The following is a 13,396-nucleotide window of genomic DNA, read 5'->3' as shown; positions in this document are numbered from 1 at the left end:
CCGGTTGAGCGGCGCGAGCCGCTGGTGTCGCGTGCTTCTCGATTCGATGCCCGGGGAACTCCGTTTCACGGTTCGTTTCCGTCGAGTCGCTCTGGTTCGACGACGCGACTCACCCGAATGGACGACCGAGGTGGCGGTGAGTGATCGGTGGTCCGAAGTGCGGGCCCAGTCGCCGGGAAAACCTCCCGAAGCGGGAATCAGCGGGAGGCTCCGCCCCGTAACCACCTACGAGATCCCGGCCTACGAGATCCCGGCCTGCGAGAACCCGGCCGATCCGGGAATCAGAGTTCCGCCCGCACCTTGTGCAACAGCTTCCTGGACTCCTCCGGGGTCTCGGCGTCCACGGTCAGGTGGTCGAACACCCTGCTGTACTGTTCGATCTCCTCCGGTTTGTCCAGGTGCAGCGCGCCCGCGAGATGTTCGACGTAGACCAGATTCGGAAGCTCGGGCTCCGCGAAGCGCAACATGCTGAACGAGCCCTCCGCGGCGTAACCGCTGAGCCGGTACGGGACCACCTGCAGCGTGATGGTGGAACGCTTGGTCATTTCCAGCAGGTGGTCCAACTGTTGCCGCATCACGTCGAGTCCACCGATCGGCCGGTGTAACACGGACTCGTCGATCACCGCCCACACCCGAGGGGCTTGCGGCCCGTTGAGCAGTTTCTGCCGCTGCATGCGCAGTGCCACCCTGCGCCGGACGTTCTCGTCGGCCAGCTCCGGTCTGCCGTGACTGGCGATGGCTTTGGCGTAGGGCTCGATCTGCAGCAGTCCCGGCACGAACTGGAGTTCGTAGGTCTGGATCCGCGAGGCGGACTCCTCCAGACCGACGAAGTCCTGGAACCAATCGGGCATCAGATCGCTGTAGCGGTTCCACCAGCCGGGCTGTTTGGACTCGCGCACCATTTCCAGGAACGGCTGTTGTTGCTCGTCGTCGGTGACCCCGTAGCACTTGAGCAGGTCGCGGACATCGCGTTCCTTCAGGCTGACCTTGGCGAGCTCGATCCGGCTGATTTTGGATTCGGACCCGCGAATCTCGTCCGCTGCCTGGGCGCGCGTGATGTCGGCTCTCTCGCGCAGCCTGCGCAGCTGTGCGCCCAACACGATTCGCCTGGCTGTCGGTTTCGGATGTTCCTCGACGTGTTCGTCATCGGGTTCGCCGGAATCGACGGTGGTCATCCCCACTCCTGTTCGTCGGTGTACACACCGGATTCTCGCTTTCACACTGTAGTCGGCGGTGAACTCGTTCGGGGGGAAGGCGATCCGGCATTCGTGCCAATCGAAGTTCTGCCGCACGGTTTCGTGAGATTACCTCCTTGTGCTTGCATTTACAGCATGCGCTGACACTCCTACGCCGAGTGCACCGTCCGACCCTGAACCCGACCCCCGACACGAGGTTGAGATGACCGAAGCAGGATCCCCGCCGGAGAGCGCTACTCCGGTACACATCGATACGAGCAAGGCGAGTATCGCCAGGGTCTACGACGCATTTCTCGGTGGCAAGGACAACTACGAAGTCGATCGGCAAGTCTTCGAGGGAGTCAAGCAGGCAGCGCCGGAAGCGGCTGACCTGGCCTGGGACAACCGCGAATTCCTGATTCGGACGATCCGTTTCCTGGCCAGCCAGACCGACATCTCGCAGTTCCTGGACTGCGGTTCCGGTTTACCGACCGCCGAGAACACCCATCAAGTGGCGCAGCGGCTCAACCCCGAGGCCAGGGTCGTCTACGTGGACAACGATCCGGTGGTGCTCGCCCACGGCCGTGCGTTGCTGGAGGAGAACGAGAAGACCCACTTCAGCCCGGCCGACATCTTCCAGCCGCGAACCATTCTGGAAGACCCGGTGGTCAACGCCCACATCGACTTCTCCCAGCCGCTGGCACTGCTCCAGGTCGGAACACTGCACCACTACGTCGGCGAACGCGACCCCGGCGACATCATGCGGGAGTACATCGAGGCGTTGCCCTCGGGATCGTTCGTGGTTCTGAGTCACTTCTACGATCCGCGGGACGACGACTACTACACCGCGCTGGCCAACAGGATGGACGACCGATTCACCCACAGTCCGATGGGAAGTGGGAAGTTCCGCACCGAACAACAGATCCGGAGCATGTTCCCGGGGCTGGAACTGGTGGATCCGGGGCTGGTGCGGTGCTGTGACTGGTGGCCGGACGGCCCCCGCTACAAGCAGGAGCCGGAAGTGTCGAACTGCATCGTCGGAGCCGTGGGCCGCAAGCCCTGATCGAAGTTCCGCCCACCTTTCCGGACCGATCGGCGGAGTCTTCCCGCGGAATTCCGCCGTGGCGGAACCGGTGACGCTGACGAACTCTGGAGTGCCCCTCCGGCGCTGTCGTGCCGGAGAGGCACTCCCACCGAGACGAGCCCCGCGACGAACCGTTCCGGAAGAGCTTCGGCCGCTCGAGCCGGTTCAGACGGACGGCTTCGTGGCCGTGCCCGGCGACACCCGGCTCACCCGGTGCCTTCCGGAGCGGTTTCGGCGATCACGGCTGCCACCTCGGTGAGCCGTTCCGGGCCCAGATCGGCCCGCGCCGTCAGCCGCAACCGCGCGTCACCGTCGGGAACCGAGGGCGGCCGGAAGCACCCCACTCGTACGCCGTGGCGCAGGCATGCCGCGGCCCACGCCACGGCGGCGTTCGCCCCGCCCACGGGGATGCCCAGCACCGCGGCCCCGGGCCGGGTGGCGGGCACGCCGCGTCGCACCAGTTCCCGGTGCAGTCCTTCGGCCACCTCGCGCACCCGTGCGCCACGCCCCGGCTGCTCCCGCAGCACCCCCAACGCCGCCGCTGCCGCCGCGACGGCCGGCGGGGCCAGGCCGGTGTCGAAAACGAACGTGCGGGCGGTCTGCCTGAGGTGCTCGATCACGCGGTGCGGCCCCAGCACCGCCCCGCCCTGTGCTCCCAGCGACTTGGACAGGGTCACCGTGCTCACCACGTCCGGTGCGGCGCGCATGCCGAACTCGGTCAGCGCGCCCGCCCCGCCCGCACCGAGCACGCCGAGGCCGTGCGCGTCGTCGACCAGCAGCGCCGCGCCGTTCACGCGACAGACCCGCAGCGCCTCCCGCAGCGGTGCGGTGTCACCGTCCACGGAGAACACCGACTCGGTCAGCAGCAGCCCGGACCCCGGATGCCGGGAGAGCTCGTTCGCCGCCGCGTCGGGATCGGTGTGGTCCACGATGCGCACCCCGGCCCGGGAGAGTCTGCACCCGTCGATGAGCGAGGCGTGGTTGTGGCGGTCGGAGACGAGTACCGAACGCTCGTCGGCCAACGCTGTGATCATCGCCAGGTTGGCGGTGTATCCCGAGGAGAACACCAGCGCCGATTCCGTCCCGTAGAACTCCGCGAGTTCGGTCTCCAGCTTGGCGTGCGACTCGGTTGTGCCGGTGACCAGGCGGGAACCGGTCGAGCCCGCTCCCCACAGCCGTGCGGCGTCCGCGGCCGCTCCGGTGACCGCGCGGTGGGTCGCCAGCCCGAGGTAGTCGTTGCCCGCGAGGTCCAGTGTGCTCTCCGCCGCCGATCTAGTCGGTGGTCTCCTGGTCAGCCCCGCGCGGTCACGGCGTTCGGCTTCCCGGTCCAGTCGGTCGAACACCGTTTCCGGATCCGGCTCGTCGGGAGTGGTGGTCCGAGGGGCCATGTCGTCGGAGCCTGGGGGAGTGGCGAGCCGGTGACCAGTGGCCGGGACGTACAACCGCGGTGCCGGGGATTTGTTCCCGCCGCGAATGGGGTTCCGTCCGGTGTCGCGGCAGCATTCCGGTGTGCTCAGAGCCCTGTCGGACACACCGCTGTCACCGGAAGAACTGTCCCAACTGGATAGAAATCACGTCTGGCACCCCTATTCGGAGATGCCCGCCGCCGCGGAGCCGCTGACCGTGACCGACGCCCAGGGGGTGAGGCTGCGCACCCGCTCCGAGCGGTACGGGCAGCGGGAACTCATCGACGGCATGTCCTCCTGGTGGGCGGCGATCCACGGCTACCGCCACCCCGACCTCGACGAGGCGGTTCGGCGGCAGCTCGACCGTGTGGGTCACGTGATGTTCGGCGGCCTCACCCACGAACCCGCCGTGCGGCTCGCCGCGAGCCTCGTCGAGATCACCCCCGACCCGCTGCGGCACGTCTTCCCGGCCGACTCCGGCTCGGTGGCGATCGAGGTGGCGGTCAAGATGTGTCTGCAGTACTGGCGCGGTCGGGGGCGGGCCGGGAAACGACGGTTGCTCACCTGGCGCGGCGGCTATCACGGCGACACCTGGCATCCGATGTCGGTGTGTGACCCGGAAGGCGGGATGCACCACCTGTGGCGCGGTGCGCTGCCCGAGCAGCTCTTCGCCGCGGCTCCACCCGCCGGGTTCGATGCCGAGGTCGAGCGCGACTACCTCGAGCACTTCGAGGAACTGCTGCGGCGCCACCACGAGGAACTGGCCGCCGTCGTGGTGGAACCGATCGTGCAGGGCGCGGGCGGCATGCGGTTCCACTCGCCCGAGTACCCGCGCGCGCTGCGCGAGCTGGCCGACCGTTACGAGGTGCTGCTCGTCTTCGACGAGATCGCCACCGGCTTCGGACGTACGGGCGAGCTGTTCGCCGCCGACCACTCCGGGGTCGCGCCGGACGTGATGTGCGTGGGAAAGGCGCTCACCGGTGGTTACCTCAGCATGGCCGCGACGTTGTGCACCACCCGCGTCGCCGAGGGGATAGCGCGGGGCTCGGTGCCCGTGCTGGCGCACGGACCCACCTTCATGGGCAATCCCCTCGCCGCCGCGGTGGCCTGCGCCTCGTTGCGGGCACTGTTGGAGAAGGACTGGCGCACCGAGATCGGTGCGATCGAGTCCGGGTTGCGGGACGGGCTGTCCCCGGTGCGGGAGCTGCCCGGGGTGCGCGATGTGCGAGTGCTCGGAGCGATCGGTGTCGTACAGCTCGATCACGAGGTGGACACCACCGCCGCGAGTCGTGCCGCGGTCGAGCACGGGGTGTGGCTCCGTCCGTTCCGCGACCTGATCTACACCATGCCGCCCTACGTGATCGGTCCCGAGGAGCTGGCCACGGTGACCGAGGCCGTTCGCGCGGCGGCGGCAGCGGGGTGAGCGCGATGGGCAGGACGCTTTTCGTGACCGGTACCGGCACCGGGGTCGGCAAGACCGTGGTCACCGCCGCGTTGGCCGCCACCGCCTCCGGCTCGGTGGCGGTGCTCAAACCCGCGCAGACCGGAACCGTGGGCGACGACGAGGGTGATACCGCCGCGATCGGGCGAATGACCGGTGGGGTCGAGCGAACGACGGGCGGTGTCACCACTCTGGAACTCGCGCGCCACCGCGATCCGTTGGCACCCGCCGTGGCGGCGCGACGCGAGGGGACCTCGCCGGTCACTCCGGAGCGGATCGTCGCGGCGGTCGCTCGGTTGGCCGCCTCGCACGATCTCGTGCTGGTGGAGGGAGCCGGTGGGTTGCTGGTGCCCTATGACGACCACGGCGGCACGCTCGCCGACGCGGCGGCCTCACTGGCCGCGCCGGTGCTGGTGGTGTGCCCGGCGGGACTGGGCGCGTTGAACGCGAGCACGCTGACCGTCCGGGAACTGCGCCACCGTGGGTTGGACTGCCCCGGGCTCGTGATCGGGAGCCGACCGAGTGATCCTGATCTCGCGGCGCGCTGCAACGCGGCCGACCTTCCCGCCGTGACCGGCGTTCCGCTGCTCGGGGCGCTGCCCGAGGGATCCGGGCGACTGCGGGGAGCCGAGTTCCACGCCGTCGCGGTATCGGGGCTGGCGCCCGGACTCGGCGGGGAGTGGGACGCGGTCGGGCTCGGGGCCGCACGGTGACTCCTCCCGAGCGTGGCGAACCACGTCGCGTCACCAGGCTCCGATCGTTGGAAGTTTCGGTCTTCAGGGCGGAGAGGAAAGCGATCCCGAGTGCTGTTGGGTGACCACGTACCCACATGCTTACTCATGATCGCTAGTCGTGTGAAATGATCGGTATGCGGACGGCGTATAAGTGCCGGGCCTACCCGGACTCGGACCAGGCGGCCCAGTTGGGTCGCACGTTCGGGTGCGTGCGCCTCGTGTGGAACAAGACCCTCGCCCAGCGGCACCGCGCCTACCACGCGCACGGCACGAAAACGTCCTACACCGAGACCGACGCCGCCCTGTCGCGGTGGAAGAAGACTGAGGACCTGGGGTTCCTGTCCGAGGTCTCCAGCGTGCCGCTGCAACAGACCCTGCGGCATCAGCACACCGCATTCGCGAACTTCTTCGCCGGACGCGCCAAGTACCCGAGGTTCAAGAACCGCAACGGCAAACAGTCGGCGCACTACACCCGCAGCGCGTTCCGTATGCGCGACGGGACGTTGACGTTGGCGAAACAATCCACACCGCTTGAGTTCGTGTGGTCCTGGCCCGACATCGACCCGGACACGATCGACCCCACGATGGTGGTGGTCTCTCGCGAGCAGGACGGGCGCTGGTACGTGACGTTCGCCGTCGACACCGACGACCCCGAATCCGCCGCGCCCACGGGCGAGGCCCTCGGCATCGACCTCGGCGTGAAGGACTTCGCGACGCTGTCCACTGGCGAGACCATCGCCAACCCCAAGCATCTGGACCGCAAGGAACGCGACCTCGCCCGCTACCAACGACAGATGGCCCGCAAGCAGCGTGGCTCGAACAACCGACGCAAAGCCAAACGCAAGGTCGCCCGCGCGCACCGCAAGATCCGCCACGCCCGCGCCGACTTCCTGCACCGCACCACCACGAACCTCGTGCGACGTGCCGATGTCATCGCGATCGAAGACCTCACCGTGTCCGGCATGACCAGCAGCGCGAAGGGCACCACCGACAAGCCCGGCCGCAACGTCAAAGCCAAGGCCGGGCTCAACCGGGCCGTCATGGACGCCGCGCTGGGCGAGTTCCGGCGCCAGCTGGAATACAAGACCACCCGCGCGGGCAAGACCCTGGCCGTCGTGGACCGGTGGTACCCGTCGTCGAAGACGTGCTCCGCGTGCGGACACCTGCTGCCGAGCTTGACACTCTCCACGCGGGCATGGACGTGCCCCGACTGCGGCACCCGGCACGACCGGGACCACAACGCCGCGAAGAACATCCTTGCCGCTGGTCGAGCGGTAGCCGGGCCATAGTCCGGCGAAGCCTGTGGAGCCGGTGTGAGTCCGCAAGGGTCTCCTCCCTTCGGCAGTCGGCTGTGAAGCAGGAACTACCGGGCGCGAGCCCGATGGGAATCCCCGCCCCCAGGGCAGGGAGGAAGTCAATTCGTTCGCGTCGCGCGTCCGGCGGGCGAGCGTCGGTGTCCGTGTCCGCGCGGAAGGTGTCCCGCCGACTCGTCCGGTGCTATCGTCAGTCAATGAATGGTCGATCGCCGAGGGTTCTGGTCATCGGTGCCGGCGTTTCCGGGCTCACCACGGCCGTGTTGCTCGCCGAACGCGGTTGTCAGGTGCGTATCAGAACCACGGAGTACCCCGGCGAGACCACCTCGGCGGTGGCCGGGGCGATTTGGGGGCCGATCTCGTCGGGTCCCCGTGACCGCACCGTCGCCTGGGCCCGACGCTCCCACGGTCGGTTCCTGGGACTGGCGAACGAGCCGGGCACGGGAGTTCACCTGGCTCTCGGCACTGTGGCCAGTCGGGAGCCGATCGCCGCGACACGGCCCGAGGAGACCCGGCTGATGACGGATCTGCGTGCCTGCGAGCCGGGCGAACTGCCGCACGGGTTCACGGCAGGCGCGCGGGCCACGCTCCCGCTGATCGACATGCCCCGCTATCTGGACTACCTCACCCGTCGGTTCCGCGAGGCGGGTGGTGAGCTGCTCCGCAGCCAGGTGCCGAGCCTCTCGGACGCCGCCGGGGAGAGCCGGATCGTGGTCAACTGCACCGGGGTGGGAGCACGTGAGCTGGTCGGTGACGCCGGTGTGCTGCCCGTGCTCGGGCAACACGTCGTCGTGGAGAACCCGGGGATCGCGGAGTACTTCGTCGAGCTCTCCGAGAGCGGCCGGTGGGCCAGTTACATGCCGCACGGCGATCGGCTGGTGCTCGGCGGTGTCGCGGTGCCGTACGCCTGGGACCGCGTTCCGGACAGGGAGATCACGGCGGGAATCCTGCGTCGCTGTGCCGAGATCCGACCCGAGCTGCGCGACGCGCCCGTCCGGGAGGAGATCGTCGGCCTGCGCCCCAGGAGCGAGAGCGTACGGCTCAAGGTGGAGCACTACGAAGGCGCCCGAATCGTGCACAACTACGGCCACGGCGGCGACGGGGTGGCCGTCTCCTGGGGATGCGCCCACGAGGCGGCCGAGTTGGCCACGGACGAGTAGCGGTGCGATTCTCATCGGGAGCTTCCGCGAGGTGCGTCGCCGGTAAGAGCGGGTCAACGGAGCCCAACCGGAGTGAATCGCTCTCGGGTCCCGGCCGGGATCGTGCGATGCAGTAGACTTCCGGTTCGCCACGGGAGTCCAGTGCGCTGGGCTGAGAGGAGGACACGGGGTCCTCGACCGTCCTACCTGAACCGGGTAATGCCGGCGCAGGGAGGCGTGCGATCAGCTCGGTGTCGCACTCGTGGTGTGACCACGGGAGGATCGTTGAGACGCAGTACCGCACGTCGAACGCGTGCCACGCTGGCAGTGGCAGTCACATTACTGGTGGCCGGATGCTCACTCATGGGCACCGGCCGTGACTCGCAGGCCCCCACCGTGACGCTGGTCACGCACGATTCGTTCGTGATCGGCGACGAATTACGGAAGAGGTTCCAGCGGGAGTCCGGCTACCGGCTCCGAGTCCTGCGCAAGGGAGACGCGGGCGAACTCACCAACGAGCTGGTGCTCACCAAGGACGCCCCGATCGGCGACGTCGCCTTCGGCGTCGACTCCACGTACCTCTCGCGCGCCGTCGACAACGGGGTGTTCGCCTCCTACCGCCCCGAGGGGGCGGGCCGCATCCCGATCAAGTACGGCTACGGCGCCAACGACAGCCCGACACCCGTCGACGCGGGCGACGTCTGCGTCAACATCGATCTGCGCTGGTTCGAACAGCACGACCTCGAACCGCCCGCCGAGCTCGCGGATCTGGCCGAGCCGCGCTACGCGGGCTTGTTCGCGGTTCCCGATCCGGCTACCTCCTCGCCCGGGCTGGCTTTCCTGCTCAACACCGTGTCCACGTTCGGTGAGCAGGGATGGCAGAACTACTGGCGAGAGCTGATGAACAACGACGTTCGCATCTCCTCGGGTTGGCAGCAGGCCTACAAGCAGGACTTCTCCGGCTCGTCCGGCGATGGCTCCCGTCCGATCGTGCTTTCCTACGCCTCCTCACCCGCCGCCGAAGTCGACCGGAACGGACAACCGCGCACCAAGGCACTGCTGGACACGTGCTACCGCCAGATCGAGTACGCCGGTGTCATCGACGGGGCCACGAACCCGAAGGGAGCGCGGGAGCTGATGGACTTCCTGCTCTCGTGGAAGTTCCAGCGCCGGATGCCCGAGCAGATGTACGTCTATCCGGTGCTCATGGGGGTTGAACTGCCGGAGAGCTGGCAGGGCGTCGCCCCGCGACCGTCCGAACCCACCGAGATGAGGCCGCAGCGGGTGGAGCGCGACCGCGCCGAGTGGATACGCCAGTGGCGGTCCCTGACGAACCGGTGACGGCCGACGATGCCTCGGCGAACGGGGCGACGGCGAACGGGGCGACGGCGAACAGGGCCAGGCCGGACGGCACCGCGGTTTCCGGTCCACGACCACGCGGACACGCCGTGTTCATCACCGTGGGCGCCGCGCTGGTGCTGGGGTTTCTCGGCGTCTTCTTCGCGTGGCCGGTGGTGGCGATCCTGCGCCTCGGACTGGGCTCGGGCCTCGGTGCGGTACTGACCGCTCCGGAAACCTGGCGGATCGTCGCCTTCACGCTCGGCCAGGCGGCGGCCTCCACCGTCCTGGCGATCGTGGCCGGGATGCCGCTGGCCTACCTGCTCGCGCGGGTGCCCGTGCCGGGAAAGGCCCTGCTGCGCGCCCTGATCACCGTCCCGTTCGTACTCCCCACCCTGGTGGTGGGAATGGCCTTCCGCGCTCTGCTCGGCACCGCCGAGCCGAACGCTTGGGCGATCGTGCTTGCCAACGCGTTCTTCAACGTCGCCGTGGTCGCCCGGACCGTCAGCGGACTGTGGACCCAGCTCGACCCGAGAGCGACCGACGCGGCCCGTAGCCTGGGGGCGGGGCCCTTCCGCGCTTTCCGCACCGTGACGCTACCCGCGTTGCGCCCCGCACTGTGGTCGGCCGCGGCGGTGGTCTTCCTGTTCTGCTCCACCAGTTTCGGCGTGGTGCTGGTACTGGGTGGCGGGCGGTACCGGACGCTGGAAACGGAAATCTACCTGCGCACCGTGCGGCTGCTCGACCTGTCCGGCGCGGCCGCGCTGTCGCTGCTGCAGTTCGCGGCGGTGCTGGCCGCGCTGGCCGTCGCCGCGGTTGCCCGGGGCCGCAGGGAGAACGTGCTCGCACTGCGCCGGTCACGAGCCGCCGTACGACGCCCGAGCGGCGTCGAGTGGGTACCGGTGGGCTGCGCGGTCGTCGTGCTCGGAGCTCTGGCCGCTCCGATCGTCGCCCTGCTCGTGCGTTCGGTGAACGCGCGCGGTGGTTGGAGTCTGGCCGGCTATCGGGCGTTGTCCGGCACCGGGGGAGTACTGGACGTGTCGGGGTGGCAGGCCGCGTGGAACTCGCTGCGCACCGCAACCGACGCGACGTGGATGTCGTTGCTGCTCGGTGTGCTCGCCTGCCTGGTGCTGACGAGTCTGCGCAGCCGGTGGGCGGCGGAGCTCATGGACGCCGCCCTGATGCTCCCGCTGGGAGTCTCCGCCGTCACGGTCGGGTTCGGCTACCTCGTCACGCTGCACGTGCTGCCCGGCGATCTGCGGACCTCGCCGCTGCTGGTGCCGTTCGCCCAGGCCCTGGTGATCACGCCGCTGGTGATCAGGACGATACTGCCGGTCCTGCGCTCGGTGGACCGACGGGTGCGTGCTGCCGCAGCGACGCTGGGGGCCGGACCGTGGCGGATCCGTCGCGAGGTGGACCTGCCACTGGCGGGGCGGGCGGTGGTTACCGCCGCGGGCTTCGGTTTCGTCGTCGCACTTGGCGAGTTCGGCGCCACCGGTTTCCTGGCCCGCCCGGAGGCGCCGACACTTCCGGTGGCGATCAGCACGCTGCTCAGCCGTCCCGGCGAGCTGAACACCCAGATGGCCTACGCGGCCTGTGCATTGCTGATGCTGGTCACCGCCGGGGCTGTGCTGGTCATCGAAACCCTGCGTTCCGATTCGTCGGGGGAGTTCTGATGCGTTCCGCACTCGGGTACCGGAAAACAGCGGCGGTGCCGGAAAACCGCCGTGAACCGGACGACGGCCTGCGACTGGAAGGACTGACGGTGCGCTACGGCGGCACCACGGCACTGTCCGAGGTGGATTTCAGTGTGTCCCGTGGCGAGGTGCTGGCCGTGCTGGGGCCCTCCGGCTGTGGCAAGACCACCCTGCTGCGGAGCGTGGCCGGACTGGAGCGTCCTTCGGAAGGACGGATCGCCTTCGACGGTGTCGAGCTGTCCGGCGTGCCGGTGCATCGCCGCGGTTTCGGCATGGTCTTCCAGGACGGCCAGCTCTTCGGACACCGCGACGTGGCGGGCAATGTGGACTTCGCGCTGCGGATGCGATCGGTCGGCAGGCGCGAGCGCCGCGAGACGGTGGCGCGGCTTCTCGAACTGGTCGGGCTGGCCGGTTACCAGGATCGACGAGTCACCGAGTTGTCCGGTGGGCAGGCGCAACGGGTCGCGCTGGCTCGGGCGCTGGCCGCCGAGCCCCGGTTGCTGCTGCTCGACGAACCGCTCTCCGGGCTGGACCGGATGCTGCGGGAACGGCTGGCCGTGGATCTGGCACGCGTGCTCGACCGGAATCGGATGACCGGCGTGCTGGTGACCCACGACCACGACGAGGCATTCACGCTCGCCGACCGGATAGCGGTACTCGCGGCGGGGCGGATCGAACAGCTCGATACCCCGTGGCGCCTCTGGCACCGGCCCGCCACCGAGGAAGTGGCATGCTTCCTGGGCTGCGGCACCATTCTGTCCGGTCTCGCCGATGAGGAGACGATCCGTTGTGAGCTCGGTACGCTGCCTCGCCCCTCGGACTGCCCCGTGGGGACGGTCCGGATCGGACTCCGTTCGGCGGGACTGCGGGCAGTTCCCGCCGGAGAGGAGGACCCGGCCGGGCAGCCCCGTGCTGTGGTGCGGGAACGGGTCCATCGGCACGACCACGTGCGCTTGACGGTGACCGTGCCGGACGCGCCGCGGCTCGAACCGCTGGAAGCCGTCACCTCGCTCGACGAGGTTCCCCACCTCGACGAGGAGGTGACGCTGACCCTCGAACCGAACGGCACGGCCCTGATCACCGAAGAGTTCCGGAATGAGGGGAAGATCCGTTGAGTGCGGGACGAAACGTCGTCGAAAACGGCTTGTCCGGAAGGCGCGATTCGCACGTATGATCCCGCTATGCGCGAGGCCCGTAACACTGCCGATCTGATCGACGAGAACAGACGCCACTGGGAAGAGCGGGTTCCGCTCCACACCGCGAGCACGTTCTACGACCTTGACGGCTTTCGCGCGGGAGATGAGGTCCTCGACCGGTTTCAACTCGAGGAAGTAGGTGACGTCGCCGGTCTGGAGCTGGCCCATCTGCAGTGTCACATCGGATTGGACACACTGGGATGGGCGCGTCACGGGGCTCGCGTCACCGGTCTGGATTTCTCCGCCTCGGCGATCAGCACCGCGACCGACCTCGCCACCCAGGTAGGACTCTCCCACCGGGCGCGTTTCGTAGCCGCCGATCTCTACCAAGCGGTGGACGAGCTCGGGGCTGGGGAGTTCGACATCGTCTACACCGGCAGTGGTGCCCTGATGTGGTTGCCCGACATCGCTCGGTGGGCGCGCATCGTGGCAGGGTTGCTGCGTCCCGGCGGTCGACTCCATCTGGCCGAGTTCCATCCGTTGACCGAGATTCTCGACGACGAACAGGGCCTTACCGTCAACCGCGACTACTTCACGCGTCATCCCCGTACCTACGACTCACCGGGCTCTTATGCCGACTGGGAAGCCGAGACCGCGCACAACACCGTGACCGAGTGGCACCACACCCTCGGTGACGTCGTCAGTGCCCTCGCGGGTGCCGGGTTGCGGATCGAGTTCCTGCACGAACACGACACGATTCCGTTCCAGCGCTACGCGACGCTGGTCCACGACGGTTCGCACTTCCGCTACCCCGGGCGATCGGCACGCTCGCCGCTGATGTACTCGCTGGCCGCCGCCAAACCCGCACGGTAGTCCGTTCCTGTGCGAGGATCTGCCGTCCCGGCGTTTCGGGCACCGGGACGAACAGTCCTC

General features: G+C 68.6%; 10 protein-coding genes, 1 pseudogene and 1 riboswitch. Of the genes and pseudogenes, 9 read left to right on the top strand and 2 right to left on the bottom strand.

Annotated features, from left to right (window positions below; translation table 11 throughout):
- Positions 1–281 precede the first annotated feature (281 nt).
- Positions 282–1,175 (bottom strand): helix-turn-helix domain-containing protein, encoded by an 894-nt coding sequence (locus J2S53_RS10950; protein WP_456240873.1) that lies wholly within the window; start codon positions 1,173–1,175, stop codon positions 282–284.
- A 223-nt stretch (positions 1,176–1,398) separates the two neighbouring features.
- Here J2S53_RS10950 and J2S53_RS10945 point away from each other — a divergent pair, with 223 nt between their 5' ends.
- Entirely contained in the window at positions 1,399–2,238 is an 840-nt protein-coding gene (locus J2S53_RS10945; RefSeq protein ID WP_092979795.1) for an SAM-dependent methyltransferase, read from the top strand.
- A 227-nt stretch (positions 2,239–2,465) separates the two neighbouring features.
- On the opposite strand, the gene J2S53_RS10940 is transcribed toward J2S53_RS10945, so the two are convergent.
- Positions 2,466–3,647, bottom strand: coding sequence for an 8-amino-7-oxononanoate synthase (locus J2S53_RS10940; RefSeq protein WP_456240872.1), 1,182 nt, complete (start codon positions 3,645–3,647; stop codon positions 2,466–2,468).
- Positions 3,648–3,732: 85 nt separating this feature from the next.
- Here J2S53_RS10940 and J2S53_RS10935 point away from each other — a divergent pair, with 85 nt between their 5' ends.
- The 8 genes and pseudogenes from J2S53_RS10935 to J2S53_RS10900 all read left to right on the top strand — a co-directional run bounded on the left by J2S53_RS10935 (position 3,733) and on the right by J2S53_RS10900 (position 13,336).
- Entirely contained in the window at positions 3,733–5,088 is a 1,356-nt protein-coding gene (locus J2S53_RS10935) for an adenosylmethionine--8-amino-7-oxononanoate transaminase (RefSeq protein ID WP_456240871.1), read from the top strand.
- Between the two features lie 5 nt (positions 5,089–5,093).
- Complete coding sequence (gene bioD, locus J2S53_RS10930) at positions 5,094–5,819, top strand: dethiobiotin synthase (protein ID WP_456240870.1); 726 nt, start codon at positions 5,094–5,096, stop codon at positions 5,817–5,819.
- A 155-nt stretch (positions 5,820–5,974) separates the two neighbouring features.
- Positions 5,975–7,203 (top strand): annotated as a pseudogene (locus tag J2S53_RS10925) (RNA-guided endonuclease InsQ/TnpB family protein); the annotation flags it as partial.
- A 147-nt stretch (positions 7,204–7,350) separates the two neighbouring features.
- Positions 7,351–8,313: an FAD-dependent oxidoreductase gene (locus tag J2S53_RS10920; RefSeq protein ID WP_456242770.1), complete on the top strand. Its 963-nt coding sequence runs from the start codon at positions 7,351–7,353 to the stop codon at positions 8,311–8,313.
- A 120-nt stretch (positions 8,314–8,433) separates the two neighbouring features.
- A riboswitch (TPP riboswitch) is annotated at positions 8,434–8,543 on the top strand.
- A gap of 34 nt (positions 8,544–8,577) precedes the next feature.
- Positions 8,578–9,633, top strand: a complete 1,056-nt coding sequence (locus J2S53_RS10915) for a thiamine ABC transporter substrate-binding protein (RefSeq protein WP_456240869.1) — start codon at positions 8,578–8,580, stop codon at positions 9,631–9,633.
- A gap of 107 nt (positions 9,634–9,740) precedes the next feature.
- Positions 9,741–11,306: an ABC transporter permease gene (locus tag J2S53_RS10910; protein ID WP_456242769.1), complete on the top strand. Its 1,566-nt coding sequence runs from the start codon at positions 9,741–9,743 to the stop codon at positions 11,304–11,306.
- On the top strand, positions 11,306–12,442 hold the full coding sequence (locus J2S53_RS10905) for an ABC transporter ATP-binding protein (RefSeq protein ID WP_456240868.1): 1,137 nt from the start codon (positions 11,306–11,308) through the stop codon (positions 12,440–12,442). The genes J2S53_RS10910 and J2S53_RS10905 overlap by 1 nt, the downstream gene beginning before the upstream one ends.
- 66 nt (positions 12,443–12,508) lie before the next feature.
- Positions 12,509–13,336 (top strand): class I SAM-dependent methyltransferase, encoded by an 828-nt coding sequence (locus J2S53_RS10900; RefSeq protein WP_092978408.1) that lies wholly within the window; start codon positions 12,509–12,511, stop codon positions 13,334–13,336.
- Positions 13,337–13,396: the final 60 nt, after the last annotated feature.

Origin of the sequence: Actinopolyspora lacussalsi, assembly GCA_030803735.1 — a bacterium.
In the GTDB taxonomy this organism is placed as follows: domain Bacteria; phylum Actinomycetota; class Actinomycetes; order Mycobacteriales; family Pseudonocardiaceae; genus Actinopolyspora; species Actinopolyspora lacussalsi.
The sequence above is the reverse complement of the archived record's forward strand: the minus strand, read 5'-3'. Positions and strand labels throughout refer to the sequence as shown.